The sequence below is a fragment of the Micromonospora cabrerizensis genome (assembly GCF_022230955.1).
Taxonomy (GTDB): domain Bacteria; phylum Actinomycetota; class Actinomycetes; order Mycobacteriales; family Micromonosporaceae; genus Micromonospora; species Micromonospora cabrerizensis.
Window position 1 is genome coordinate 14,062 of record NZ_JAKKFI010000109.1, and the last position, 24,418, is coordinate 38,479.

The 24,418-nt window shown below is 73.0% G+C and carries 27 protein-coding genes; 13 read left to right on the forward strand and 14 right to left on the reverse strand.

The window, feature by feature from the left end; genetic code table 11:
• Positions 1-88: 88 nt before the first annotated feature.
• Entirely contained in the window at positions 89-1,201 is a 1,113-nt protein-coding gene (locus tag LADH09A_RS28490) for an FAD-dependent monooxygenase (protein ID WP_238648770.1), read from the reverse strand.
• Positions 1,202-1,343: 142 nt separating this feature from the next.
• Between LADH09A_RS28490 and LADH09A_RS28495 the strand changes: the two genes are divergently transcribed.
• Positions 1,344-2,279, forward strand: coding sequence for a DUF2332 domain-containing protein (locus LADH09A_RS28495; RefSeq protein ID WP_238648771.1), 936 nt, complete (start codon positions 1,344-1,346; stop codon positions 2,277-2,279).
• A 14-nt stretch (positions 2,280-2,293) separates the two neighbouring features.
• Here the strand turns inward: LADH09A_RS28495 and LADH09A_RS28500 are convergent, their stop codons facing one another.
• On the reverse strand, positions 2,294-3,235 hold the full coding sequence (locus LADH09A_RS28500) for a MerR family transcriptional regulator (RefSeq protein ID WP_238648772.1): 942 nt from the start codon (positions 3,233-3,235) through the stop codon (positions 2,294-2,296).
• Positions 3,236-3,413: 178 nt separating this feature from the next.
• On the opposite strand from LADH09A_RS28500, the gene LADH09A_RS28505 reads away from it, so the two are divergent.
• The 3 genes from LADH09A_RS28505 to LADH09A_RS28515 all read left to right on the forward strand — a co-directional run bounded on the left by LADH09A_RS28505 (position 3,414) and on the right by LADH09A_RS28515 (position 5,480).
• Complete coding sequence (locus tag LADH09A_RS28505; protein WP_238648790.1) at positions 3,414-4,526, forward strand: carboxypeptidase-like regulatory domain-containing protein; 1,113 nt, start codon at positions 3,414-3,416, stop codon at positions 4,524-4,526.
• Positions 4,527-4,577: 51 nt separating this feature from the next.
• Positions 4,578-4,832 (forward strand): DUF5522 domain-containing protein, encoded by a 255-nt coding sequence (locus LADH09A_RS28510; protein ID WP_238648773.1) that lies wholly within the window; start codon positions 4,578-4,580, stop codon positions 4,830-4,832.
• 99 nt (positions 4,833-4,931) lie between these two features.
• Positions 4,932-5,480: a hypothetical protein gene (locus LADH09A_RS28515; protein WP_238648774.1), complete on the forward strand. Its 549-nt coding sequence runs from the start codon at positions 4,932-4,934 to the stop codon at positions 5,478-5,480.
• Between the two features lie 34 nt (positions 5,481-5,514).
• Here LADH09A_RS28515 and LADH09A_RS28520 read toward each other — a convergent pair whose 3' ends face one another.
• The gene (locus LADH09A_RS28520; protein ID WP_091400569.1) at positions 5,515-6,204 is read right to left on the reverse strand and encodes an iron-dependent transcriptional repressor DtxR; all 690 of its coding nucleotides are present in this window, start codon (positions 6,202-6,204) and stop codon (positions 5,515-5,517) included.
• Positions 6,205-6,303: 99 nt separating this feature from the next.
• On the opposite strand from LADH09A_RS28520, the gene LADH09A_RS28525 reads away from it, so the two are divergent.
• From LADH09A_RS28525 to LADH09A_RS28535, 3 genes are read left to right on the forward strand one after another with little or no spacing between them, the layout of a single operon-like run.
• Complete coding sequence (locus LADH09A_RS28525; protein WP_238648775.1) at positions 6,304-7,164, forward strand: sulfurtransferase; 861 nt, start codon at positions 6,304-6,306, stop codon at positions 7,162-7,164.
• A 48-nt stretch (positions 7,165-7,212) separates the two neighbouring features.
• The gene (locus LADH09A_RS28530; RefSeq protein WP_238648776.1) at positions 7,213-8,394 is read left to right on the forward strand and encodes an acetoin utilization protein AcuC; all 1,182 of its coding nucleotides are present in this window, start codon (positions 7,213-7,215) and stop codon (positions 8,392-8,394) included.
• 25 nt (positions 8,395-8,419) lie between these two features.
• Positions 8,420-10,975 carry a bifunctional acetate--CoA ligase family protein/GNAT family N-acetyltransferase gene (locus LADH09A_RS28535; protein WP_238648777.1) on the forward strand — a complete coding sequence of 852 codons (2,556 nt, stop codon included), beginning with the start codon at positions 8,420-8,422 and terminating at the stop codon, positions 10,973-10,975.
• Positions 10,976-10,986: 11 nt separating this feature from the next.
• Here the strand turns inward: LADH09A_RS28535 and LADH09A_RS28540 are convergent, their stop codons facing one another.
• The 4 genes from LADH09A_RS28540 to sigB all read right to left on the reverse strand — a co-directional run bounded on the left by LADH09A_RS28540 (position 10,987) and on the right by sigB (position 13,409).
• Positions 10,987-11,394, reverse strand: coding sequence for a VOC family protein (locus LADH09A_RS28540; RefSeq protein WP_238648778.1), 408 nt, complete (start codon positions 11,392-11,394; stop codon positions 10,987-10,989).
• The gene (locus LADH09A_RS28545) at positions 11,391-11,897 is read right to left on the reverse strand and encodes an SRPBCC family protein (protein ID WP_238648779.1); all 507 of its coding nucleotides are present in this window, start codon (positions 11,895-11,897) and stop codon (positions 11,391-11,393) included. Before LADH09A_RS28545 ends, LADH09A_RS28540 begins: the two co-directional genes overlap by 4 nt.
• The gene (locus LADH09A_RS28550) at positions 11,894-12,271 is read right to left on the reverse strand and encodes an ArsR/SmtB family transcription factor (protein WP_238648791.1); all 378 of its coding nucleotides are present in this window, start codon (positions 12,269-12,271) and stop codon (positions 11,894-11,896) included. The genes LADH09A_RS28545 and LADH09A_RS28550 overlap by 4 nt, the downstream gene beginning before the upstream one ends.
• A gap of 121 nt (positions 12,272-12,392) precedes the next feature.
• Positions 12,393-13,409 carry an RNA polymerase sigma factor SigB gene (gene sigB, locus LADH09A_RS28555; RefSeq protein WP_372492369.1) on the reverse strand — a complete coding sequence of 339 codons (1,017 nt, stop codon included), beginning with the start codon at positions 13,407-13,409 and terminating at the stop codon, positions 12,393-12,395.
• Between the two features lie 231 nt (positions 13,410-13,640).
• Here sigB and LADH09A_RS28560 point away from each other — a divergent pair, with 231 nt between their 5' ends.
• Positions 13,641-14,429 (forward strand): sporulation protein, encoded by a 789-nt coding sequence (locus LADH09A_RS28560; protein ID WP_238648792.1) that lies wholly within the window; start codon positions 13,641-13,643, stop codon positions 14,427-14,429.
• A gap of 130 nt (positions 14,430-14,559) precedes the next feature.
• On the opposite strand, the gene dtd is transcribed toward LADH09A_RS28560, so the two are convergent.
• From dtd to LADH09A_RS28575, 3 genes are all read right to left on the reverse strand, one after another.
• A complete protein-coding gene (gene dtd / locus LADH09A_RS28565; protein WP_238648781.1) occupies positions 14,560-14,982 on the reverse strand; it encodes a D-aminoacyl-tRNA deacylase in 423 nt (140 codons plus the stop codon).
• Between the two features lie 106 nt (positions 14,983-15,088).
• Positions 15,089-16,573, reverse strand: coding sequence for a DUF7782 domain-containing protein (locus LADH09A_RS28570; RefSeq protein ID WP_238648782.1), 1,485 nt, complete (start codon positions 16,571-16,573; stop codon positions 15,089-15,091).
• Between the two features lie 34 nt (positions 16,574-16,607).
• Entirely contained in the window at positions 16,608-17,609 is a 1,002-nt protein-coding gene (locus tag LADH09A_RS28575) for a CPBP family intramembrane glutamic endopeptidase (protein ID WP_238648783.1), read from the reverse strand.
• 83 nt (positions 17,610-17,692) lie between these two features.
• Between LADH09A_RS28575 and LADH09A_RS28580 the strand changes: the two genes are divergently transcribed.
• Positions 17,693-18,283: an HhH-GPD-type base excision DNA repair protein gene (locus tag LADH09A_RS28580; protein ID WP_238648784.1), complete on the forward strand. Its 591-nt coding sequence runs from the start codon at positions 17,693-17,695 to the stop codon at positions 18,281-18,283.
• 9 nt (positions 18,284-18,292) lie between these two features.
• On the opposite strand, the gene LADH09A_RS28585 is transcribed toward LADH09A_RS28580, so the two are convergent.
• Together LADH09A_RS28585 and LADH09A_RS28590 are read right to left on the reverse strand one after the other, a co-directional pair.
• The gene (locus LADH09A_RS28585; protein WP_088951534.1) at positions 18,293-18,604 is read right to left on the reverse strand and encodes a YlcI/YnfO family protein; all 312 of its coding nucleotides are present in this window, start codon (positions 18,602-18,604) and stop codon (positions 18,293-18,295) included.
• A 13-nt stretch (positions 18,605-18,617) separates the two neighbouring features.
• Positions 18,618-18,905, reverse strand: coding sequence for a hypothetical protein (locus LADH09A_RS28590; protein WP_088946797.1), 288 nt, complete (start codon positions 18,903-18,905; stop codon positions 18,618-18,620).
• Between the two features lie 104 nt (positions 18,906-19,009).
• Here LADH09A_RS28590 and LADH09A_RS28595 point away from each other — a divergent pair, with 104 nt between their 5' ends.
• Complete coding sequence (locus LADH09A_RS28595) at positions 19,010-19,369, forward strand: DUF3099 domain-containing protein (RefSeq protein ID WP_238648785.1); 360 nt, start codon at positions 19,010-19,012, stop codon at positions 19,367-19,369.
• A gap of 67 nt (positions 19,370-19,436) precedes the next feature.
• Here LADH09A_RS28595 and LADH09A_RS28600 read toward each other — a convergent pair whose 3' ends face one another.
• Both LADH09A_RS28600 and LADH09A_RS28605 read right to left on the reverse strand, forming a co-directional pair.
• Entirely contained in the window at positions 19,437-20,336 is a 900-nt protein-coding gene (locus LADH09A_RS28600) for a carbohydrate kinase family protein (RefSeq protein ID WP_238648786.1), read from the reverse strand.
• Positions 20,333-21,268, reverse strand: coding sequence for a pseudouridine-5'-phosphate glycosidase (locus LADH09A_RS28605; protein ID WP_238648787.1), 936 nt, complete (start codon positions 21,266-21,268; stop codon positions 20,333-20,335). Before LADH09A_RS28605 ends, LADH09A_RS28600 begins: the two co-directional genes overlap by 4 nt.
• 88 nt (positions 21,269-21,356) lie before the next feature.
• On the opposite strand from LADH09A_RS28605, the gene LADH09A_RS28610 reads away from it, so the two are divergent.
• The 3 genes from LADH09A_RS28610 to LADH09A_RS28620 all read left to right on the forward strand — a co-directional run bounded on the left by LADH09A_RS28610 (position 21,357) and on the right by LADH09A_RS28620 (position 24,180).
• The gene (locus tag LADH09A_RS28610) at positions 21,357-21,575 is read left to right on the forward strand and encodes a DUF3039 domain-containing protein (protein ID WP_088946800.1); all 219 of its coding nucleotides are present in this window, start codon (positions 21,357-21,359) and stop codon (positions 21,573-21,575) included.
• A gap of 40 nt (positions 21,576-21,615) precedes the next feature.
• Complete coding sequence (locus LADH09A_RS28615) at positions 21,616-22,278, forward strand: trimeric intracellular cation channel family protein (RefSeq protein ID WP_238648788.1); 663 nt, start codon at positions 21,616-21,618, stop codon at positions 22,276-22,278.
• Between the two features lie 168 nt (positions 22,279-22,446).
• Positions 22,447-24,180 (forward strand): DEAD/DEAH box helicase, encoded by a 1,734-nt coding sequence (locus LADH09A_RS28620; protein WP_238648789.1) that lies wholly within the window; start codon positions 22,447-22,449, stop codon positions 24,178-24,180.
• Positions 24,181-24,418 lie beyond the last annotated feature (238 nt).

Below are 24,418 nucleotides of genomic sequence, written 5' to 3' on the forward strand. Positions count from 1 at the left end.
GACTCGCGTCGCAGGAAACCGGGGCATCAACCTCGCCCGGACACCCCGACTTCACCAAACCCGAGGTGATCACGCGCTGGGAGCAGCGTCAGGGTTGGGCGAACAGCGGCCCGTAGTTCGACCGGAACATCTGCTGGCCGAGGCGGCGCATCACCACGTCGCGCAGCACCGGCGGGAGCCCGGTGGCCTTGTCCCGACGGTGGGTCTGGCCGAGCACCCAGTCGGTACGCGGACGTCGCCGCGCCTCGTACCCACGCAACGCCTCGGCGACGGACCCGGCCGCGGCCAACGACGACGCGAGCACGACCGCGTCCTCCAGGGCCATCGCCGCGCCCTGGGCCATGTTCGGCGAGGTGGCGTGGGCGGCGTCGCCGATCAGGAGCACCCGCCCGCGGGCCCACGAGTCGAGCACGACCTCCTGGTTCGGGCCGGAGTGCAGGGTGCTGTCGTCGTGGTCGAGGGCCTTGAGCATGGTGGCGGCCGGCTCGGTGAACGTCGCGGCCACCTCGTCGCGCCAACCCGGCCGGTCGGCCACCGGCCCGTCGTTGTAGTAGCAGTAGGTCTGCTCGGCGCTGATCGGGATCGTCAGGAACTGCCTCCCGCGCCCCAACTGCACCGACCAGACCGGCTCGGCGTCCACCCGGGGAGCGACCCAGCGGTACGCGTACTGGCCCAGGTCGCGGGCAGCCTGACCGTCGAAGGCGAGCCGGCGGACCGTCGAGTTCACGCCGTCCGCGCCGATCACGAGGTCGTACCGTTGGGTGCTGGCGTCGTCGAACTCGACGGCGACCAGGTTGCCCTCCTCGGCAACGGCGACCGGCCGGCGGCCCCAGCGGATCGGCGCGTCGCGGACGCCAGCGAGCAGAGCCCGGTGCAGGTGCGCCCGGGGCAGCGACACACACGGCCCGACGCCCTGCCACAGTGCGGCCACGTCGATGTCGAAGAGGCGACGGCCGCGCTGGCTCGTGCTGCGCTGCCGGGTGATCTCGACGGCCACGTCGGCGACCGGCTCGCGCAGACCGAGGACGTCGAGTATGCGGGTCGCGTTGCCGGTGAGGTAGATGCCGGTGCCGGAGTCGGTCGGCCCGGGTGCCCGCTCGACCACGTCGACCGTCGCGCCCCACGTCCGCAGCGCGGCCGCCGTCGCCAGCCCGGCCACACCTGCGCCGACGATCAGTACCCGGACACCGTCACCCCGCACGACACGTACCTCCCCGTTGCTTCTGTCAGCCGGCTGAGCTGCTGCTCAACGGTCCGGCCGCCGCAGCACTCTAGAAGGCGAGTGAGTCAGCGCACGGCTGTGGGGGCTGAATATCCGAGGGATGGGCTGCGACGATGAGGGCATGACGACCGCCGAGGCGTACGCGGAGTTCGGCAGGCGCGAGGCGCGCGGGGTGTCGCCCACCTACGAACGTCTGTCGGCGGCCGTCGCCCGGGACGACGCCCTGCTGGCCCTGCTCGGCGCGCTCCCGCCCGGCAAACGACAGCCGAACCTGCTGTTCGGCGTCGTCCGCTGGCTCGGCGGCCCGGTCGACGACCCGGCCGCCTTCCACGACTTCACGGTGACGCACTGGCCCGCCGTCAGGACGGAGCTGCTGACCCGGGCCACCCAGACGAACGAGAGCGGCCGGTGTGCGGTCCTGCTGCCGGTGCTCGCCGCGCTGCCGCAGCCCCTCGCCCTGCTGGAGGTCGGCGCGTCCGCCGGGCTCTGCCTCTACCCCGACCGGTACGCGTACCGCTACGGCGAGCACCAGGCAGGTGCCGGCGAGCCAGTGCTGGAGTGCGCGGCCAACGGGTTGGTGCCGCCGACCCGCGTACCCCAGGTGGTGTGGCGGGCCGGCCTGGACCTCAACCCGCTCGACGTGACCGACCCCGGCGACGTGTCCTGGTTGGACGCGCTGATCTGGCCGGAGCACGCGCACCGGCGGGCCCGGCTGCGCGCGGCGGCGGCGGTCGCCGCGGCCGACCCGCCGCTGCTGCTCCGTGGCGATCTGGTGGAGGACCTGCCGGCGCTGGCCGCCCGTGCGCCGGCCGACGCGACGCTGGTGGTCTTCCACACGTCCGTTCTCTACCAGGTGCCGCCGCCGCGACGGGACGAGTTCGTCCGGCTGGTCCGTGAGCTGCCCGGTCACTGGATCGCGAACGAGGCCCCGGAGGTGCTGCGGTACGACGGGCTGCCCGACCCGCCGGACGATGCCCTGCACAACATCCTCGCGCTGGACGGCAGGCCGTTGGCCTGGACCCGGGGCCACGGTCAGGCGATGACCTGGTTCGGGTGACGCCGCGGGTCGGCTCAGCGGGCCCCTTCGGGCATCCGGGCGCGTAGGGCCTGGAGGAACCAGTTCGTCGCCGGGGCGACGGCGTCCCCGGTCGACCAGCCGTTGAGCACCGACAGCAGGTCGACGTAGCGGTCCCGGCGGGGATCGTTCGCCACGGTGAGTCGGTCGAGCAGCCGCTGGCGCAGGTCGGCGTCGTCGGGGCGGCCCCGCAGGCGCGCGTACCGGTCGATGACCACCGCGACCACGGCATCCGCCTCGGGAGCCGCCGGATCGAGACCGGCCGCCAGGGCAGGGGCCACCGCGTCCCGGACCACCGCGACGGCGTCCGGGCGGGGCAGCCCCCGTACGTCGTGGTCGGCGGCGTGCTGCCGCACCAACCGGTGCATGCTTGCCCGGAAGCTGTCGTCCTGGCACAGCTCGGCCAGCTCCAGCCATGCTTCGACCTGCTCGGTGGTGGGCTCGTCGGGCAGGCTCGGTGTCATCGACACGACGACGCCGGGCGGGGTGGGCTCGTCGCCCGGGCCGGCGAAGACGGTGTTCAGGAAGTCGTCGACGAGGTGCCCCCGTTCGCGGGTACTGAGCTGGGCCAGGCGGTGCAGGTCGTCCACCTCCGCCGGGCCCGCCCCGCGCCTCGCCGCCACGGTGAGCACCGCCTGGCGCAGCCGCAGCACCCGGATCTGCACCGCCAACGCCTCGGCGTGCGCGGCGGTCACCTCGGGCAGGGACACCTCGCGGTTCACCACGCGGCGGATGGTGGCCAGGTCCACGCCCAGGTCGCGCAGGGTGCGGACCAGCTCCAGCCGGGCGACGGCCTCGGTGTCGAAGAGGCGGTAGCCGGCGGGGCTCCGGTCGGTGGGCGGCACGATTCCCCGGTCGGCGTAGTACCGGATGGTCTTGACGCCCAGGCCCGTCCGTCGGGCCAGGTCGCCGATCGTGTACCGCGTTTTCCCGTTCATGTCCCCACCCTGCTGTCTCCCCCCGCTGGAGACTCAACCCGTCCAAACCCTGTTTTCGGCACGGTTGTGCCTTCCGGCCAGCCGTCGGCGGTGGGTCGCGCACCCCGTCCCGGACAGGGCATAGTGGCCCGCGGTGCCATCGACCGGTGTTGCCTGCTCCTGCAGAAGGTGGTTGACAGTGACGACGGGCTTATGTGTCCGATGGGCTCGAGCGGCCGCACTGGTCACGCTGATCGGGGGGACGCTCGCGGTGTCGGCGGCACCCGCGACGGCCGCTCCGCAGCCCGTCCGCATCCTCAGCGTGTCAGCGGAGAACGTGAAGCCGAACGAGACGGTACGCGTGCGCTTCAGCGTCACCAACAACGGCAGCAGGGCCGAAACGGCCATCGTGGTGGTCGGCGGCGGCCTGCGATGCACCTCCGGATGCCGGGCGGAGCCGCACCTCGGACCCGGCCGGAGCCAGACCTTCGACACGACGCTCGTCGCCCCCACGGCTCGCGCGGGGGAGATCACCGGCCTCAACATCTCGGTCGCCGTTCGGCTTGCCGGGCAGAACAGCTACGACCACAGGACGGTCTACGTCCACGGCCCGGGTACGTCGCCGTCCGGCGGGGCCAAGCCGGCGGCCGGGGTGAAGAGTGTCTCCGGCCGGGTCCGCGACGCCAGCGGAAAGGCAGTCGGCGGTGTGAACCTGACCATCCAGGACAGCGCCGGGCACGAATACCGGACGACCAGCAACCGCAGCGGCCAGTTCTCGATCACGTCGAGCGACGGCAGGACGATCGCCGAGGGCCCCATCACCGTCCGCGCGTCCATGGACGGCTACGGCACCACTCGCGCGACCGTACGAGGCGCCGCCGGTGACGTCGCGACCGTGGCACTGATCCTCTCGGCGGTGGCGGCGCCCACCAGGACGTCGGCGTCGCCCGCAGTGGAGGCGAGCCCTCTCGCCGCCGTGGACGTGGGCGAGGACACCCCCGAGGCGGTGTTGCCCACCCTCAAGGCCGCCAGCGACGAGGGAAGCAGTTCGATGCCGTTCCTCCTCCTGGGCGGCTTGCTGGTCGCCGCGGGCGTTGGCGCGCTCGCACTGGTGGTGATGCGCCTGAGGAACACACGGGACGCGGTGGCGGAGGAGGGGCTTCCCTCGACGACCCAGCTGGTGGCGCCGGCCGGCGGGAGCATGACCGACGCCCCGACCGCGGTACTGCGCATCGGGCCGGTGGGCGGGTTTCCGGGCTCGTACGGCGCGTCCCCGCAGGGTGGCAACCACCAGGACGACTACCGGGGTTGAAAGATCGACGCGCTGTGCGACGAGTTCCCGGTGCTTCCCTAGACTGCCTCGGTGAGCGGAGAGCGACGACCCCTGGCCGACCGGCCGCTCACCGAGCCGCACCCGTCCCGGCTGTCGCCGGAGCACCCTGACCGGGCGCGGATCCTCGCCGCGCACGACGCCGCGCTCGCCGCCGGCGAGGCCGGCTATCTCGACCCGGACAGCGGGTTGTTCGTGCTCAGCGCCGGCTTCCTGGCCCGCCGCGGCACGTGCTGTGGACGCGGCTGCCGGCACTGCCCGTACGTGGCTGATCCACCCTCTGAATAGGCGCAGAACGAGGGCTTCCGCCCGACACCGACACCCCGTACGGTGTCCGACGGACACCTGGCGGGCCCCTTCCGCCGTCGGTCGGCGAGAGGGTGGAACGTGCGCGGGCGGATCGTGGTCGCCGGGGTGGCGGGGCTGCTGGTGAGCGGCTGTTCTGCCGAGGCCGAGCCGGTGGCGGTGCCGCCGCCGGCGCCGATCTCCGTGGACGTGGCGGCGGCCTCCTCGGGTGGCGCCTGCCGGCTGTTGGACTTCACGGTGATCGAGCAACTGGTCAAGGTGCGCTTCGACGTGGCGGCGGCCAGCGAACAGGGCGACACGCACACCTGTGTGGTGCGGGCCGGGAGCGAGACGCTGCCGGAGCTGACACTCAGTGTGTCCGAGACCACGATCGACAAGGCCACCTTCGCTGCGGACGTGGTGCCCGACAAGGCGGCGAAGGTCACCGGGCTGGGGCAGCAGGCGTACCGGCGGACGACCGCTGCGGCGAGCGGGCACGGGCCGGTCGCCGAGGTCGGCTGGCTGGCCACCGACGGACGGCTGGCCACGGTGAGCTGGACCGCGGCCCGTGGCGGCGAGCGCTCGGCGGCGGAGAAGCTGACCGGCGACCTGGCCGCGCTGGCGAAAAAGGTGGACACCCGGGCGTTGTGACGCCCGGGTGCCCGGTTGACCAGTTGGCGGCGACTCAGTTGGCGGCGACGAAGACCCGGGAGGCGACCTCGCGGGGCAGCCGCACCCGGTCCCCGGAGCGGTCGATCGACACGCCGTCGCGCTCCTGGGCCACGGTCACCGTGGCGCCCGGGTCGACACCGGCGGCGTGCAACTGACGCAGCACGTCGGCGTCCTTCTGCACGCTCTCGCAGATCCGGCGCACCACGACCGACCCGGAGAGGCCGGGGAAGGCCAGGTTGCGCTCGCCCTCGGCGGCCTCGGTGGTCTCCGCCGCCGGTGAACCCAGCTCCTGAAGACCCGGGATCGGGTTGCCGTACGGGGAGCGGGTCGGCCGGTTGAGCAGGTCGTACACCCGCTTCTCCACCGCGTCGCTCATCACGTGCTCCCAGCGGCAGGCCTCCTCGTGGGCCTCCTCGTAGGGCATCCCGATGACGTTGACCAGCAGCAGCTCGGCGAGGCGGTGCTTGCGCATCACCGACACGGCGCTGCCGCGACCCAGGGCGGTGAGCGTCAGGTGCCGGTCTCCCTCGACGGTGAGCAGGCCGTCGCGCTCCATCCGGGCGACGGTCTGGCTCACGGTGGGGCCACTCTGCTGCAGTCGTTCGGCAATCCGGGCACGCAGCGGCGGCACCCCCTCCTCTTCCAGTTCGAGGATGGTGCGCAGGTACATTTCGGTCGTGTCGACCAGGTCGTGAGACTTCATAAGGTCAGCGGCCCTCCGGTGCACGATGGTACCTCGGGGAAGGCCGGCGACCGCCGCCGAACCGCGTGCCGTCTCCGCGAATGGTGTTGGATGGTCGCCATGTCCGGTACCCAGGAGCCGTTGGTCGAGGCCGACCGGCTCGCCGCCGAGCTCGACGACGCCGATCCGCCCACCCTGCTCGACGTGCGGTGGCGGCTCGTCGGCCCGCCCGGCCACGACGACTACCTCGCCGGTCACCTGCCCGACGCGGTCTTCGTCGACCTGGACACCGCGCTCTGCGGGCCGCCCGGCGCCGGCGGCCGACACCCCCTGCCCGACCCGGCCGCGTTGCAGGCCGCGCTGCGGGCGGCCGGCGTCCGCGCCGGTCACCCCGTGGTGGTGTACGACGGCGGCGACGGCCTGGCCGCCGCCCGGGCCTGGTGGACGTTGCGCTGGGCGGGGCACCGTCCGGTGCGCCTGCTGCACGGCGGCTTCCCGGCCTGGGTCGCCGCCGGCCTGCCCGTCTCCACCGACGCGCCCGCCCCGATCCCCGGCGATGTCGTGGCGCGTCCCGGTGATCTTCCGGTGCTCGACGCGGGGCAGGCCGCCGAGCTGGCCGCCGCGGACGACGCGGTGCTGCTCGACGTACGGGCGGCACCCCGCTACCGGGGCGAGGTCGAGCCGATCGACCCGGTCGCCGGGCACGTGCCGGGAGCGGCGAACCTGCCCGCCGGGGAGTACGTCGGCCCGGACGGGCGCTTCCCGGCCGCCGCTGTGCTCGGCGAGCGGTTCGCCGCCGCGGGGATCACCGGGGCGCGGGCCGTCGGGGCGTACTGCGGCTCCGGGGTGACCGCCGCGCAGGCGGTGCTCGCGCTGCACCTGGCCGGTCGCACGGACGCCGCGCTCTACGTCGGATCGTGGAGCAACTGGGTGGCCGACCCGACCCGGCCGGTCGCCTCCGGGTCGACTTCCGAGCGCTGACCAGCGCGTGCGGTGGGCCGGTGGCGGTCCTCGTGCGACGATGGGCTCATGTCCGACGACACGGTGGTGGTGTGGGACGAGTCGCTGCTCGCCTACGACATGGGCGACCATCCGCTCGACCCGGTCCGGGTGGAGTTGACCATCGCGCTCGCCCGTGAGCTGGGCGTCCTGGATCGCCCCGGGGTGCGCATCGTCAAGCCGGAGCCCGCCGACGACGCCACGCTCACCCGGGTGCACGACCCGGCCTACCTGGCCGCCGTGCGTGCCGCGCCGCGCGACCCGCTCTTCGCCGGGTACGGGCTGGGCACGTCGGACAACCCGGTCTTCGAGGGGATGCACGAGTCCAGCGCACTGATCGCCGGCGCGACGGTGGCTGCCGCCGAGGCGGTCTGGCGCGGTGACGCCCGTCGGGCGGTGAACGTCGCCGGTGGCCTGCACCACGCGATGCCCGCCCGGGCCTCCGGCTTCTGCGTCTACAACGACCCCGCGGTGGCCATCGCCCGACTGCTCGACCTCGGTGCCGAGCGGGTCGCGTACGTGGATGTCGACGTGCACCACGGCGACGGGGTGCAGCAGATCTTCTGGGACGACCCCCGGGTGCTCACGATCAGCCTGCACGAGACCCCGCTGGCGCTCTTCCCGGGCACGGGCTTCCCGGACGAGACGGGTGGGCCGGGCGCGCAGGGCAGCGCGGTCAACATGCCGCTGCCGCCGGGCGTCGACGACAGTGCCTGGCAGCGGGCCTTCCACGCCATCGTGCCGTCGGTGCTGCGCGCGTTCCGGCCGCAGGTGCTGGTCACCCAGTGCGGAGCCGACGGGCACCGACTGGACCCGCTCGCCGACCTCAACCTGACGGTGGACGGCCAGCGGGCCACCTACCTGGCGATGCGGGCACTCGCCGACGAGCTGTGCGACGGTCGGTGGGTGGCCACCGGTGGCGGCGGGTACGCGCTGGTCGAGGTGGTGCCCCGGGCCTGGAGTCACCTGCTGGCCGTGGCCACCGGCGACCCGATCGACCCGGCCACGCTCACTCCGCTCGCCTGGCGGGACCTGGTCGCCGCCCGTCGTCTGGGTCGGGAGGTGCCGCTACGGATGACCGACGACGTCGACCCGTCGTACGAGCCGTGGCAGCCCACCGGCGAGCCCAACGCGGTGGACCGGGCGATCGCGGCCACCCGCAAGACGGTCTTCCCGTTGCTCGGCCTCGATCCGTACGATCCCCGGGACTGAGCCGGGCCAGGGGAGGGCCACGCCGGTGACGACCGTGAGCCAGCCGGTGGACGTGCTGCTCAGCGACGGCAGCACCGTCCAGTTGCGACCGATCGACCCGGCCGACGCGCCGGGCATCGTGGCGATGCACAGCCGGTTCTCCGAGCGCACCCGCTACCTTCGGTATTTTTCGCCGTACCCGCGCATCCCGGAACGGGATCTCATCCGGTTCGTGACCGTCGACCACCGCGACCGGGAGGCGTTCGTGGTGCTGGCCGGCGACCGGATCGTCGCGGTCGGCCGTTACGAGCGGCTCGGCCCGCAGGCACCGGAGGCGGAGGTTGCCTTCGTCGTGGAGGACGCCTACCAGGGCCGGGGCATCGGCTCGGTGCTCATGGAGCACCTGGCCGACGCGGCCCGGCGCAACGAGATCATGAGCTTCGTCGCCGAGGTGTTGCCGGCCAACGGGACGATGCTGCGCGTCTTCGCCGACTTCGGCTACCAGGTCCAGCGCGAGTACGCCGACGGTGTGGTGCACCTGAGCTTCCCGATCGCGCCCACCGAGGCCACGCTGGAGGTGCAGCGCGGCCGGGAGCACCGCACCGAGGCCCGTTCCATCGCCCGACTGCTGGCTCCACGAGGCATCGCCGTCTACGGCGCCAGCGCCACCGGTCAGGGCGTCGGCGCCGCGGTGCTCGGGCACCTGCGCGACGGCGGTTTCACCGGTGTGCTGGTGCCGGTGCACCCGAGCGCGTCGACAGTGGCCGGGCTGCCCGCGTACACCTCGGCGGTCGAGGCCGGAACCCCGGTGGACCTGGCGGTGGTCGCGGTCCCGCCGGACGCGGCGACCGCGGTGGTCGCCGACGCCGCCGCGGCGGGGGTGCACGGCCTGGTGGTCATCTCGGCCGGCTTCGCCGAGGCCGGCGCCGAGGGCGCGGCCACGCAGCGGGCGCTGGTCCGCGCGGCGCACGCCGCCGGGATGCGGGTTGTCGGCCCGAACTGCCTGGGCGTGGCCAACACCGACCCGACGGTACGCCTCAACGCCACCCTCGCCCCGGCCCTCCCGCCGGCCGGTCGGGTGGGCATCTTCAGCCAGTCCGGCGCGTTCGGGGTGGCGCTGCTCGCCGAGGCGGACCGGCGTGGTCTGGGGCTGTCCAGCTTCGTCTCGGCCGGCAACCGGGCCGACGTCTCCGGAAACGACCTCCTCCAGTACTGGCAGGACGACCCGGGCACCGACGTGATCATGTTGTACCTGGAGACCTTCGGTAACCCGCGCAAGTTCGCCCGGTTGGCCCGGCGGATCGGCCGTGCCAAACCGGTGGTCGCGCTCGCCTCGCCGGCTCGCCCGGTCGGGGTCGGTGACACCGCAGGGCCGGACGAGGTGGCGGTGGCCGCGCTCTTCGCCCAGTCCGGGGTGATCCGGGTGGACACCGTGCCGGAGCTGCTCGACGTGGGTGTGCTGCTGGCCAACCAGCCGCTGCCGGTCGGCGGCCGGGTCGGTGTGGTCGGCAACTCCTCGGCCCTGACCGGCCTGGCCGCCACCGCGTGCGCCGGGCACGGCCTCACGGTGGCCGACGGTTATCCGCGCGACGTCGGGCCCAGCGCCGGTGCCGCCGAGTTCGCCGCCGCTCTCGCCCAGACGGCCGGCGACGAGGGGGTGGACGCCCTGGTGGTGGTCTTCGCCCCGCCGCTGCCCGGCCAGCTGACCGATGTGGACGCCGACGTGACCGCCGCGCTGCCGGCCGCGCTCGCACTGGGTAAGCCGACCGTGGCGACGTTCCTCGTCGGCCGGCTGCCGTCGGGAGTGCCCGCGTACGGGGGCGTGGAGGAGGCGGTTCGGGCGCTCGCCCGGGTGCACCGGTACGCCGAGTGGCTACGCCGCCCACCCGGGACGGCACCCGAGCTGCCCGGCGTCGACCGGGCCGCCGCGCAGGCCGCGCTCCGCGCCGACGGCACCGACCCGGGGGCGTTGCTGGCCGCGTACGGCATCGACGTGGTCGCCTCGGTGCCCGTCGACTCGGTCGACGCGGCGGTCGACGCGGCGACACGGCTGGGGTTCCCGGTGGCGCTCAAGGCTGCCGCCCCCGGGTTGCGGCACCGGGTCGACCTCGGCGCGGTGCGGCTCGACCTGCCCGACGAGCCGGCCCTGCGCCGTGCGTACGCCGAGTTGGCGGCGACCTTCGGCGCGGACGCGCTGGTCCAGCCGATGGTGCCGCCCGGTGTGGCCTGCGTGGTGGAGTTGGTGGAGGACCCGGCCTTCGGGCCGGTGGTCGGCTTCGGCCTCGGCGGGGTCGCCACCGAGCTGCTGGGCGACCGGGCCTGGCGGGCGGTGCCGCTGACCGACCGGGACGCGGCCGAGCTGGTCGACGAGCCTCGGGCGGCGCCGTTGCTGCGGGGGCACCGGGGCGCCGCGCCGGTCGACCGGGTGGCCCTGGCCGACCTGCTGTTGCGGGTCGGTCAGCTCGCCGACGAGCAGCCCCGGGTGCGGTCACTGACCCTCAACCCGGTGCTCGCCCGCCCGGACGGCATCTCGGTCCTGCACGCCCAGGTACGCGTCGGCGGCGTGGTCGCCCGCCCGGACACCGGCCCCCGCCGCCTCTGAGTTCTGCCCGGTCAGGCGCGGCTGGAGATCTGCTGGACGGCCCAGGCGTTGCCGTCCGGGTCGGTGAAGAAGACGAAGCCGACATTGTCCAACGGGTGTGGCGTGGGGGTCGGGCTGGCGCCCAGCACCTGGACGTCGCTGACCTCCACACCACGTTCGACCAGCTGGGCGTGGGCCCGCTCGATGTCGGGCACCACCAGCTGCAGACCCTTGAGAGAGCCTGGCGGCATGTCCGGGACGGCGCCCTTGCCGATCACGATCGAGCAGCCGGAGCCGGGCGGGGTCAGCTGGATGATGCGCGTCTCGTCGCCGATCACGGTGTCGTGGTCCACCACGAAACCGAGCTGCTCGGCGTAGAACTTCTTGGCCCGGTCCAGGTCGGTGACCGGCACGATCACCACTTCCAGCGTCCAGTTCACGGTTGCTCTCCTCGTATGGTCGTTGTGGAACGCAGCAGGTCGGCGAGCCGCGTGTAGCTCTGCCCGACCCCTCGGGTCATCGGGTATCGCAGCACGGTGTCCCGCCCCTCCACGGTGGCGTAGAGCAGCGTGGTGGTGACCGTCGTCCGGCCGGCCAGTTCGGTGAACTCGTGGCCGACCAGCGTCTCGCCCGGGTAGGACTGGTCGTCGAACAGCTCGGTGCAGACCAGCCGATGCGGTGGCTCGATCTGCCGGTAGACCCCAGCCTGGACCATCCGTGCGCCCTCGGGGCCCTGCGACACGAACCGCCACCGGCCGCCGACCCGCAGGTCGACGTCGCACTCCACCAGGCTCCAGCCGCGCGCGCCGTACCACCGGACCAGCAGCTCGGGTCGGGTGAACGCGGCGAACACCAGCCGCGCCGGTGCCTCGAACAGCCGGCTCAACACGATCTCCCGATCGCCCGGGGTGTGGACGACGAGCGGGTCGTCGAGGCCGCTCATCCGCGTGACCCGTCCGACGGGGAGCGTCGGCGGTCGGCGTCGGTCTGGTCGACGGCCTGGAGTTCGTCGAGTAGCGCGTCGAGGCGCTGATAGCTCTCCGCCCAGTAGTCGCGGTAGTCGGCGAGCCAGGCCGTCGCCTCCCGCAGCGGGCGGGCCTCCAGTCGGCAGGGTCGGCGCTGGGCGTCGCGCCCCCGGCTGACGAGGCCAGCGCGTTCCAGCACCTTGAGGTGCTTGGAGATGGCCGGCTGGCTCATCGCGAAGGGCGCTGCCAGCTCCGTCACGGTCGCCTCCCCGGTCGCGAGCCGGGCGAGGATGGCCCGCCGGGTCGGGTCGGCCAGCGCCGCGAAGGTCGCGTCCAGCAGTTCGGAGCCCACCACGTATAACCTCCTGGTTTTATAACCACATGGTTCTATCGTGGATGGGTGCCACCGGTCAAGCACCCCGACAGCATGGAAGGCCCCGGCGAACCGCCAGGGCCTTCCACGAGCGTGGGCGTCAGCAGGCGTACGCCTCCAGACGCTGGGCCCGCTCCGGGTCGCGCAGCTTCAGCAGCGTCACCTTCTCGATCTGCCGGATCCGCTCCCGGGACAGGCCGAACTCCCGGCCGACCTCGTCCAGCGTGCGCTGCCGGCCGTCGTCGAGACCGAACCGGAGCCGGATGACCGCCTGCTCCCGCTGGGACAGGGTGGCCAGCACGATGCTGACCTCGTTGCGCAACTCACCCTGGGCGGCGGCGTCGCCCGGCTCGGTACGCGGGTCCACAGAGGCCACGAAATCGCCGAGCGCGCTCTCGCCGTCGTCGCCGACGGCCTGGTCCAGGCTGACCGGCTCCCGGTCGTAGGAGATCAGCTCGATGACCTGGATCTCGGGGATCTCCAGCGCGCGGGCCACCTCGGCGACCGTCGGCTCGCGGCCCAGCGTCACCGCCAGCTCGCGGCGGGCACGGACCATCCGGTTGACCTGCTCGACCATGTGCACCGGGATGCGGATCGTGCGGGCCTGGTCGGCCATCGCGCGGGTGATCGCCTGGCGGATCCACCAGGTCGCGTACGTGGAGAACTTGTAGCCCTTGGCGTAGTCGAACTTCTCCACCGCCCGGATGAGACCGAGGTTGCCCTCCTGGATCAGGTCGAGGAACGCCATCCCCCGGCCGGTGTAGCGCTTGGCGATGCTGACCACCAGCCGCAGGTTCGCCTCCAGCAGGTGGTCCTTCGCGGCCCGGCCCTCCGCGACGATCAGCTCCAGGTCGGCCCGCAGCTCCGCGGAGACCGGGGTGCAGGTGGCGAGCTTCTCGTCGGCGAACAGGCCTGCCTCGATCCGGCGGGCCAGGTCGACCTCCTGCGCGGCGGTCAGCAGCTTCGTCCGGCCGATCCCGTTGAGGTACGCCCGGACCAGGTCGGTGGAGATGCCACGCTCGTCGGTGGCGTCCAGGTCGGTGAGGACCTCGGAGGTCCCGTTGGTGTCGGTCGTGGTGGCCGGGCGCGTCCGGTGTTCCGTCATCTGCAGGACCATCTCTGTCTCTCCCCGTTTCCACGTCTGTGCCGTGTCTCCGGCCCAGTGGTGCCGGTGTGCACACAGCTTGGCGGGCGGGGCGTAAAACGGGAGTGAGGCGATCGGGCACCCGACAGGAATCAGGTCGGATCTCTGGTGCGGTGTGTCGTCCCGGTGTGCGGTTGCCCGCCCCGACTACGTTGCGGACGGCCGGCCAGCTCGGGTCGGCGACGACGAAAGATGGAGGACGGCGTGGTCTTCAAGCGGCTCATGAAGGCGATGGGGGTTGGCGGCCCGTCGGTGGAGACGGTGCTGGTCAACCCGAACTGCCGCCCGGGCGGTCAGCTGGAGGGCCACATCCAGGTGGTCGGCGGCGACCACCAGGTCGACATCGACCACGTGACTCTCGGCCTGGTCACCCGGGTCGAGGTGGAGAGCGGTGACAACGACTACGACACCACGCAGGAGTTCCGCCGCCAGCAGGTCACCGGCGCGTTCCGGCTGGAGTCGGGGCAGCGCCACGACATCCCGTTCCGCTTCGACGTGCCGTGGGAGACGCCGGTCACCGAGCTGTACGGGCAGCACCTGCACGGCATGACGATGGGCCTGCGTACCGAGCTGGAGGTCGCCCGCGCCGTCGACAAGGGTGACCTGGACGCCGTGTCGGTGCACCCGCTGCCGGCGCAGGAGCGACTGCTGGACGCGTTGCTGCGACTGGGTTTCCGGTTCAACCGCGCGGATGTGGAGCGTGGGCACATCTACGGCGTACGACAGACGTTGCCCTTCTACCAGGAGATCGAGTTCAGCCCGGCGCCCCAGTACGCCCGCTCGATCAACCAGCTGGAGGTCACCTTCGTCGCCGACGCGCAGCAGATGCAGGTGGTGCTGGAGGTCGACAAGCGCGGCGGTGTCTTCACCGAGGGGCGGGACGCCTTCGGCCGGTTCACTGTCGACCACGCCACCGCCGACCGCACCGACTGGACCGCCGAACTCGACAACTGGCTCCGCCAGTCCCTGTCCCGCCGAGGCCTCTTCTCCTAACCCGCACCCCCCTTCCCCCCACCCCCTCCCAAGCCGTTGATCATGAAGTTATAGCCGCGACACGCCGAGGTGGCGGGCCATAACTCCATGATCAACGAGGGTGGCGGTGGGGTTGGGGTTGGGGTTCGGGTTAGAGGTCCAGGAGGAGGGTTCGGGGGCCTATGTTGGTGCTTTCCACCAGCATCTGGGCGCGGAACCGGCCGGTTTCCACCGGGGCGTTGCGCTGGCGCAGCGCGTCGACGACGGCGGTCACCAGTGGTTCGGCCACCTCGGCGGGGGCGGCTGCCGTCCAACTCGGACGGCGGCCCTTGCGGGCGTCGCCGTAGAGAGTGAACTGGCTGACCACCAGGATCGGCGCGCCGGTGTCGGCGGCGGACCGCTCGTCGTCCAGGATGCGCAACTCGTGCACCTTGCGGGCCATCGTCTGAGCGGTCTCCGCGGTGTCGGTGTGGGTCACCCCGAGCAGCACCAGCAAGCCGTTCTCGATCGCGCCGACCACCTCGCCATCCACTGTCACGCTGGCCCGCCCGACGGTCTGCACCACCGCACGCATCAGCAGCTCGCCGCAACGCCGCTCGCCGCAACGCCGCTCGCCGCAACGCCGCTCGCCGCAACGCCGCTCGCCGCAACGCCGGCAGCCGGCGCAGAGCCTGCCCGCTTCACGCGGTCACCGCCTCGATGAAGCCGCGCTCCACCAGGTGCGCCACGATCGGGCCCGCGGCCTCGGCCATCTCGTCGGGCTCGACGTCGTGCGCGGCGGCGAGCAGGGCGAGCTGGTCGCGCAGCGGCAGGCGGCCGTCGGCGCCACCGACCAGGGCCAGCACCAGCGGGTCGATCTCCTCGGTCCAGCGCAGGCCGTGAGGCATCGCGAGGACCTGCCGGTCCACGCCCCAGCCCTCGTCACCCATGGTGGCCTCCTGGCGCAGTTGGAGGCCCTCGGCGGCCCGGTAGCGCTCGGCGAGCAGCGCTTCGGTGTCGCGTACCCGCAGAAAGTCCTGGCGGTCGAACCAGCCGGCCACCTGGTCGCCCAGCGGTGGCTGCACCCGCTGGCGCAGGTCCTCCACCCGGACCACCGGGTCGGCGTGCCCACCCCGCCGCAGCGACACGATGCCGAAGCCGATCCCCTCCACCTTGTGCGCGTCGAACCAGTCGAGCCAGGCGGCCATCCGCTGCGGGTCGGTGGCCTCGCCGGCGTCGGTGAGCCACAGGTCGACGTACGCCATCGGGTCGGCCACCTCGCGCTGGATGACCCAGGCGTCCAGGCCGGTCCCGGAGAACCAGCCGGCGACCCGCTCGTCCCACTCCTCGCCGGCGACGTGCACCCAGTTCGCCAGGTACTGCATGGTGCCGCCCTCGGTGAGCAGGCCCGGGGCGGCGGCGGCCAGCTCGGCGCCGATCGCGTCACCGACCCGGCCGGAGTCGCGGTAGACGTGCGTGGTGGTGCCCGGGCCGACCACGAACGGCGGGTTGCTCACCACCAGGTCGAAGCGCCGGCCGGCAACGGGGGCGACCAGGTCGCCTTGCAGCAGCTCCCAGTCCTGACCATTGAGGGCGGCGGTGGTCGCGGCGAAGCGCAGCGCCCGCTCGGAGAGGTCGGTGGCGGTCACCGAGTCGGCGTGGGTGGCCAGGTGCAGCGCCTGGACGCCGGAGCCGGTGCCCAGGTCCAGCGCGCTGCCGACCGGCCGGCGGATGGTCGCCCCGATCAGGGTGTGGGTGGCCCCGCCGATGCCGAGCACGTGCTCGGCGTGCAACGGGCGACCCGGTCGGGCGCTGGCCGGCACGTCGGCGAGCACCCACCAGTCGTCGCCGTACGGCTCCAGGTCGACGCCGGCACGCAGGCCGTCGCCGTGGCGCTCGACCAACCCACCGGCCAGCGCTTCCTCCAGGCTCAGCGGCGCCAACGCGGCGGCCACCGCCGCCTCCGGCTCGGTCTGGTCGCAGATGAACACCCGGATCAGGGTGCCCAGCGGGTCGCCGTCCTCGGTGGCGCGCAGCGCGGCCCGGTAGTCGTTGCGGGCGACGGCGGCGGTCGCCTGGGCACCCAGCCGCTCGGCGATGCCGTGGCTGGTGAAGCCGGTCCGCGTCAGCGCGTCGCGCAGCGCGTCGACGCCGGCGGGGGAGAGCAGCATGTCGTGTTCGTCCACCCCGACATCCTGCCTGCCGTCGCGGAGAAAGCCGTCACCACCCGCGAGATTCGACCCCGACCTCCGGCCGCTTCAGCTCCACACCGGTCGGAGCCGAGGGCTCGCCGGGCACCGCCACGACCAGGTCCGGCGGTACGACCGTCGCCAGCCCTCGACGCGCGGCCATCCGGTCGACGACCAGGGCGTACGCCGACAGCACCAGCACGTCGACGAGGACGAGCTGCCAGGGGGCGTTGGCCATCGTCTCGTCGGCGCTGAGCCCCCCGAACGCCGCCGCCAGGGTGAACGCGGTCAGATTGTTCACCACGTGCAACGCGATCGCGGCCTCGAGCCCGCCGGTTCGCACCGTCAACCAGCCGAACAACGCGCCCATGAATGCCAGGTCCAGGAAACCCCAGATCGTGCCCCAGCCGTGGGCCGCGGCGAAGAGCACCGCCTGAAGGGCGATCGCGGGCCAGGGTGAGCGAAGATACGCGCCGACGGCCTGTAACAGCCAGCCCCGGAAGGCGTACTCCTCCGCGGCGGCCTGGAATGGCACCAGCAGCAGGACCATCAGCAGGCCAGCGGCAAACTCCGGCCCGCCCACCCACGTGTCCGCCGGGGCGAGCACCGAACTCTCGCCGGTCAGCCCGAGCAGCAGATCCGCGCCGAACAGCATGACGATGATCAGCGGCGTGGCGATCAGGAGGCAGCGGCCGAGCCAGTTCCACCGCAGCCGGCCAAGCACCGACGAGAGCGTGCCGGCGGGCCGGCGCTGCACGAGCCAGGCCGCGCCGAACAGAAGTGGGAGTAACAATGCCAGCGAGGCGATCAGCAGCGCGGCGTCCGGAATCGGGCCGAAGGTGGGAAGCCCGTCGGCGTCGTACGGGCGGTTGGTGAGCTCGGCCACGACGGCGGCGACGCCGAAGAGTAGGCAGAGGACCACCACCGCCGAGACAACCAGCGCGACGGTGCCGACGATGGGTTGCCACCAGCGGTGCCGGGCAGTGCGGCCGAGCCGGTGGTACCGGGAACCGGGCGGGGCGGTCACAAGCATGTCGTCGAGGGTGCCAGAAGGGCGCCAGCTGTCGCGAAACGATCGGAGCGTCGCCGTCCGCCCGGGTCGGTGGGCCAGGCAGGATGGTCCGCATGACGCTTGTGCTGCCCATCGACCCAGATGCCAACCGGTTGCTGGAGCGCAGCCCACTGGCCCTGCTCATCGGCATGACCCTGGACCAGCAGGTGCCGATGGAGAAGGCGTTCTCCTCGCCGTACGTGCTGGCGCAGCGGCTCGGTCACGAGCTGGACGCGGTCGAGCTGGCCGGGTACGACCCGGAGGCCCTGGTCGCGCTCTTCGCCCAGCCGCCCGCGCTGCACCGGTTTCCGAAGGCGATGGCAGCCCGGGTGCAGGAGGTCTGCCAGGTCCTGGTGGAGCGCTACGACGGTGACGCGGCGCTGCTCTGGGCCGACGTCGCCGACGGGCCGGAGCTGCTGCGCCGGGTCTCCGCGCTGCCCGGCTTCGGCCAGCAGAAGGCGCAGATCTTCGTGGCCCTGCTCGGGAAGCGGTTCGGGGTCACCCCGCAGGACTGGCGGACGGCGGCCGGCGGGTACGGCGACCCGGGCGCGTACCGGTCGGTGGCCGACGTCACCGACGCCGACTCGCTGCGCCGGGTGCGGGAGTACAAGCAGCAGATGAAGGCAGCGGCCAAGGCGAAGACCGCCGACGGCTGAGCCCGTCGCTCAGGCGGCGGTGGGGTGCGCCAGCGAGGCCAGCGCGCGCCGGACGTCGGCCAGCGAGACGGTCGCGGAGTCGTCCAGGTCGGCGAGGCCGGCCTCGATCCACTGGCGCATCAGCGTGGTGACCCCGATGCCGCGGGCGTCGGCGGCGGCCCGCACCCGCTCGTAGGTCTCCAGTGGCAGCCGGACCGAGCGGCTCACCATCGGCACGTCGGTGTCGGGGGCGGGGAGGTCGACCCCCGGGCCCTCGTCGATCAGCTCGGCGATCCGGTCGTCGCCGCTGTGGAACTGCTTGGTCGCGTCGTTTCGGTGCATCGTCACGGCCTCCTCATCGGCGAGATCTCCGCACGGCCTCGTCGTAGCGCTTGGACTCGGCGTCGCTCAGCTCACGAGCGGAGAGGATGTCCCAGTCGTTGTCGGTGCCATCGGCCTCGGCGAGCAGCACCGCCAGTCGGCGGCCCCGACGGGCGGCGGCGTAGACCACCATCACGTCGTCACCCAGGTGGCGGATCACCCGTCGGGCGCTGTGCAGCGCCTCCCAGACTTCCCCGGGTGTGACGTCGTAGACCCTCAGGTTGGCCAACGCCTCGTCGGTGAAGCTGAACCTGCTGCCCACGCCAAGCAGCGTACCACGGGCGTAACACGCCTTGGGATGAGTCGAAGTTCGCTGATCACGGCCCTGCGGTGACAGGATGAGGAGTAATCCCCTCGAGGAGGTCCATGGTGAAGCGTCAGGCGTACCAGCCGATTCTGATCACCGACGCCTCGCGCAGCCAGGGCGATCAGCTCACCAGCCGCCAGCGCCGCTATGTCCTGATGATGGGCATCCGGGTGGCCTGCATCATCGCCGGCGCGATCCTGGTCGGCGTGAACGCCCCACTGCTCTGGCTCTGGCTGCCGTTGTGCGCACTCGGCATGGTGCTCATCCCCTGGCTGGCCGTGCTGTTGGCTAACGACCGGCCGCCGAAGGAGGAGCACCGGCTGGCCAACCGGTTCCACCGCCGGCACACGGACGACACCCCGCCGATGAGCCTCACCGCCGAGGAGCGCCCGCACAAGGTCATCGACGCCGAACCCTGACCCGCGAACGGGCCAGGGTCCGAGCAATCAGGGCCGAGCACCCACGGCTGCGGCCGTGCGTCGGCGACTACGGCTGCGGCCGTGCGCCGACGGTGGAGACGGCCAGCGCCCCCAGGTCGGTGGCACGGCCCAGCGCTGCGGCCGGGTTGGCACCCGCGAGCCAGGCGGTGAGCAGGCCAGCCGCGAAGGCGTCCCCGGCCCCCGTGACATCCACCACGGCAACCCGCCGGGCCGTAGCCACCCGGACCGCCGCGCTGCGGTCGACCCACACCGCGCCGGCCCCGCCGCGCTTGACCACGACCCGCCGGGCCGTCGCCGACAACGCCCGCCCCTGCGCCGCCGGGTCCAGCCCACCGGCGAGCACCGTGGCCTCGTCCGCGTTGACCAGCAGCAGGTCGACGTCGCGTACCCAACTCAGGAACGCCGCCGCGCCCACCCGCCGCAGCGGCGCCGCGGAGGCCGCGTCGACGCTGGTGGTGAGCCCACGCTCGCGCGCCGCGGCCAACGCCCGCAGCCCGGCGTCGCGCGACCCGACGTCCAACAGGGTGTACGCGGACAGGTGCAGATGCCCCGCGTCGGGCACCGCCGCGAGGGCCCGCTCGACGTGCGTGGCGGTCAGCCGCAGGTTCGCGCCCCGCTGGCTGACCATGGTGCGCTCGTCGTCGGTGGCCAACACGATCACCGTGCCGGTCGCCGCGCCCTCGATCCGCTCGATCGCGCAGTCGACACCCGCCCGCTCCAGCTCGGCCACCCGGTCCCGCCCGGCGGCGTCGTCGCCGACGGCGCCGACGAGCGTGACGTCCACCCGCTGTGCGGCGACCCAGGCGGCGGTGTTGGCCGCCTGGCCGCCGCCGCCGATGCTGATCTCGGCTCCGGTGTCCGAGCCGGCCGCGAGCGGCCCGGACAGCACGGCGACCACATCGGTGATCACGTCCCCGACGACGACCACCCGGGCCGGTCGGGTCATGCCGGGGAGGTGGTGCGGCGGGCCGCTGCGGCGACCGCGATCCGCGCGGCCAGGTCCGCGTTGCGCAGGATGATCCGGACGTTCACCGCCAGGCTCGCGCCCTCGGTGGCCGAGTGGAAGTACGACAGCAGGTACGGCGTCACGGCCTTACCGGTGACCCCGTCCCGCTCCAGCAGGGCCAGGCCCTCGGCGAGCGTCCGGTCGTGCAGCTCCGGGTCGAGCTGCTCGTCGACGGGCAACGGGTTGGCGACGAGCAGCCCGCCGGTGTGCACGGCGTGCTCGTCCCGGGCGGCGAGCACGGCGGCGACCTGCTCCGGCGAGTCCACCGACCAGTCCAGGTCGAAGCCGGCGTCGGTGAGGTAGAAGCCGGGGAACCGGCGGGTGCGGTAACCGACGACGGCAACCCCGAGGGTCTCCAGCCGCTCCAGTGTCGCGCCCACGTCGAGGATCGACTTGACCCCGGCGCAGACCACCGCGATCGGAGTCTGGGCCAGGGTGCCCAGGTCCGCCGACTCGTCGAAGGTGTGCGCTGCCTCCCGGTGCACCCCGCCCAGCCCGCCGGTGGCGAACACCCCGATTCCGGCGGCGGCGGCCACCGCGCTGGTCGCGGCCACGGTGGTGGCGCCGTCCGCGCCGGTCGCCGCCGCCAACGCGAGGTCGCGGACGGAGAGCTTGGTCACTCCGTCGACGGTGGCGAGGCGGGTCAACTGCTCGTCGTCGAGGCCGACCACCAGCCTGCCGCCGATCATGCCGATCGTTGCCGGGACGGCCCCGGCGTCCCGGACGGTCTGCTCGATCTCCCTGGCCACCCGCAGGTTCTCCGGCCGGGGCAGGCCGTGCGAGACGATGGTGCTCTCCAGTGCGACGACGGGTCGGCCGTCGCGCAGGGCAACGGCCACCTCGGTGCCGTAGCTGATGCGAAAGTCATTCACACGGGCACCGTACGGGGTGGGGCCTCGGCCGGCCTCAAGTGGACCCGGCCGTGATGACCTGCCAAACTTGTCGGTTGGAGGTGCAGACGTGAGCACAGAGGTTCTCGAGCGTCCGGAGCTGAAGGACGCCGACACCGGTCCCGAGATGTTCCACTACGTCCGCAAGGAGAAGATCGCCGAGAGTGCCGTCATGGGCACCTACGTCGTCGCGCTCTGCGGCGAGACGTTCCCGGTCACCAAGGCGGCCAAGCCGGGTTCGCCGGTCTGCCCCAAGTGCAAGGAGATCTACGACTCGTACCGCGAGTGATCCCCGGCCGGTGCTCCGGCCGGCGACGTAGCCTGCGGCGGTGACCACCTCCACCGCCCTGCTCCTCGCCGACCTGACCGGGGTGGCGGTGTTCGCGGCGTCCGGGGCGTCGGCGGCGGTGGCGAAGCGACTGGACCTGTTCGGCGTCGCGTTCGTCGGTTTCGTCGCCGCCCTCGGCGGTGGGATCTTCCGGGACCTCGTCATCGACGAGGTCCCACCACTGGCCTTCGCCGACTGGCGGTACGCGGCCACCGCCGCGATCACCGCGCTCGCCGTCTTCTGGCTGCACCCGCAACTGGCCCGACTGCGCACCACCGTCCTGGTGCTGGACGCGGCGGGCCTGGCACTGTTCACCGTGACGGGCACGCTCAAGGCACTCGACGCCCGGGTGCCGGCCGTCGGTGCCTGCCTGATCGGCATGCTCACCGCGATCGGCGGCGGTCTCGGTCGCGACCTGCTCACCGCCGAGATCCCCGTCGTGCTGCGCCGGGAGATCTACGCCCTGGCCGCGCTGGCCGGTTCGGTCCTGGTGGTGCTGCTGTACGTGACCGGGCAGACCGGGCCCGTACCGCTCACCTCCGCCGCCGTCCTGGTCTTCGGTCTGCGCCTGATCGCGCTGCGCAGACGCTGGTCCGCCCCGGTGGCGACACTGCGCCCACCACGCGCCGACGGGGCCGATCCACGCGCCGACCGGGAATGGTGACACGGTCGGCAGATGTGACCAGCGTGGCGTCGCCTGGGCCGTGGGGCCCGCGCTGGTTATGCTGAGCCGGCCTTCGCGGCAGCTTCTGCGCGGAGGCGTTTTCATGGGCGGCGGTCATCGTGGCCCTCGCCCCGGGTCCGCCGTCGTGCGGTCGGAGAGGAGCTTCGCGTGGCAGCCCGGACGCCGGTGCTCGAGACGTTCCCGGCACTACGCGCCTGGCAGCGCAAAGCCCTGGTGGAATACCTGCGCCGGCGCACCGAGGACTTCACCGCGGTCGCCACGCCGGGCGCCGGCAAGACCACCTTCGCCCTACGGATCGCGGCCGAGCTGCTCGGTGACGGCACCGTGGAGGCGGTCACCGTGGTCGCCCCCACCGAGCACCTGAAGAACCAGTGGGCCGACGCCGCAGCCCGGGTGGGCATCCAGCTCGACGCCGCGTTCCGCAACGCCGACGTGCACTCCGCAGCCGACTTCCACGGCGCGGTGGTCACCTACGCCCAGGTGGGAATGGCCCCCATGGTGCACCGGCGGCGCACCATGACCAGGCGCACCCTGGTCATCCTCGACGAGATCCACCACGCGGGCGACTCCCGGTCCTGGGGCGACGGGGTGAAGAACGCCTTCGACCCCGCCGTACGCCGGCTGATGCTCACCGGGACGCCGTTCCGCTCCGACGACAACCCGATCCCGTTCGTCAGCTACGAGCGGGGCGGAGACGGGCTGCTGCGCTCACGTGCCGACTCCGTGTACGGCTACTCCGACGCGCTGCGCGACGGCGTGGTCCGGCCGGTGCTCTTCCTGGCGTACTCCGGGGAGACCCGTTGGCGGACCAACGCGGGGGAGGAGCTGGCCGCCCGCCTCGGTGAACCGATGACGCAGGATCTGGTGGCGCAGGCCTGGCGTACCGCCCTGGACCCGGCCGGGGACTGGATGCCGCAGGTGCTGCGGGCAGCCGACGCCCGACTCACCGTGCTGCGCAACGCGGGCATGGCCGACGCCGGTGGCCTGATCATCGCCACCGACCAGCAGACCGCCCGCTCGTACGCCAAGCTGATCGAGCAGGTGACCGGCGAGAAGGCCGCCGTGGTGCTCTCCGACGACCAGGGCGCGTCCGCGCGGATCGCGACGTTCGCGGCGTCCGACCAGCGGTGGCTGGTCGCGGTGCGGATGGTGTCCGAGGGCGTCGACATCCCGCGACTGGCGGTCGGCGTCTACGCCACCAGTGCCAGCACGCCGCTCTACTTCGCCCAGGCGATCGGTCGGTTCGTGCGGGCCCGCCGGCCCGGGGAGACCGCGTCGGTCTTCCTGCCCAGCGTGCCGCACCTGCTCGGCCTGGCCAGCGAGATGGAGACCGAGCGGGACCACGTCCTCGGCAAACCCAAGGAATCCGACGGTTTCGACGACGATCTGCTGGAACGGGCGCAGCGCGACGACCAGGCCAGCGGCGAGTTGGAGAAGCGGTTCGCCGCGCTCTCGGCCACCGCCGAACTCGACCAGGTGATCTTCGACGGCGCGTCGTTCGGCACCGCGGCCCAGGCGGGCACCCCCGAGGAAGAGGAATACCTCGGCCTGCCCGGCCTGCTCACCGCCGACCAGGTTTCGCTGCTGCTGACCAAGCGGCAGGCCGCGCAGCTCGCCGCCCAACGCCGCCGTACCGCCGACGGGGCCTCTCAGCCGGCCGCTGCGCCCACGGCGGCGCCGCCGGCACCCATGAGCGCCGCCCAGCGTCGCGTGGCGCTCCGGCGCCAACTGAACGCTCTGGTGGCCGCCCGACACCACCGCACCGGCCAGCCGCACGGCAAGATCCATGCCGAGCTGCGCCGGCTCTGCGGCGGCCCGCCGAGTGCCCAGGCGACCATCGAGCAACTCGAGGAACGCATCGCCACCGTCCAGACCCTCTAGACCAGCCGGGTTGTCGGCCTGGCATCGGCCGCCTGGGCAGCTCCTACGACGGTTGGCGGCCCTACGAGGTGGCGGCCCTGCGACGTGGCGGCCCTGCGAGGTGGCGGCCCTGCGAGGTGGCGGCCCTGCGAGGTGGCGGCCCGGCACCCCTCTCCCGGATTCACCGCACCGGCACCACCCGACGCAGGCGGCGTGGTCTGCGGCCGTGTTTGCGGCGTGCCCAACCCCCTTTCCTTTA

What these genes read in the sequence shown, in the direction of transcription:
- dtd (WP_238648781.1), bottom strand. Translation starts at nt 14,982, where the DNA reads ATGCGTGCGGTGGTGCAGACCGTCGGGCGGGCCAGCGTGACAGTGGAT.
- LADH09A_RS28530 (WP_238648776.1), top strand. Translation starts at nt 7,213, where the DNA reads ATGTCCGACGACACGGTGGTGGTGTGGGACGAGTCGCTGCTCGCCTAC.
- LADH09A_RS28575 (WP_238648783.1), bottom strand. Translation starts at nt 17,609, where the DNA reads ATGCTTGTGACCGCCCCGCCCGGTTCCCGGTACCACCGGCTCGGCCGC.
- LADH09A_RS28545 (WP_238648779.1), bottom strand. Translation starts at nt 11,897, where the DNA reads ATGAGCGGCCTCGACGACCCGCTCGTCGTCCACACCCCGGGCGATCGG.
- LADH09A_RS28595 (WP_238648785.1), top strand. Translation starts at nt 19,010, where the DNA reads ATGGTGAAGCGTCAGGCGTACCAGCCGATTCTGATCACCGACGCCTCG.
- LADH09A_RS28580 (WP_238648784.1), top strand. Translation starts at nt 17,693, where the DNA reads ATGGTCCGCATGACGCTTGTGCTGCCCATCGACCCAGATGCCAACCGG.
- LADH09A_RS28525 (WP_238648775.1), top strand. Translation starts at nt 6,304, where the DNA reads ATGTCCGGTACCCAGGAGCCGTTGGTCGAGGCCGACCGGCTCGCCGCC.
- LADH09A_RS28600 (WP_238648786.1), bottom strand. Translation starts at nt 20,336, where the DNA reads ATGACCCGACCGGCCCGGGTGGTCGTCGTCGGGGACGTGATCACCGAT.
- LADH09A_RS28520 (WP_091400569.1), bottom strand. Translation starts at nt 6,204, where the DNA reads ATGAAGTCTCACGACCTGGTCGACACGACCGAAATGTACCTGCGCACC.
- LADH09A_RS28495 (WP_238648771.1), top strand. Translation starts at nt 1,344, where the DNA reads ATGACGACCGCCGAGGCGTACGCGGAGTTCGGCAGGCGCGAGGCGCGC.
- LADH09A_RS28585 (WP_088951534.1), bottom strand. Translation starts at nt 18,604, where the DNA reads ATGCACCGAAACGACGCGACCAAGCAGTTCCACAGCGGCGACGACCGG.
- sigB (WP_372492369.1), bottom strand. Translation starts at nt 13,409, where the DNA reads ATGGTCCTGCAGATGACGGAACACCGGACGCGCCCGGCCACCACGACC.
- LADH09A_RS28500 (WP_238648772.1), bottom strand. Translation starts at nt 3,235, where the DNA reads ATGAACGGGAAAACGCGGTACACGATCGGCGACCTGGCCCGACGGACG.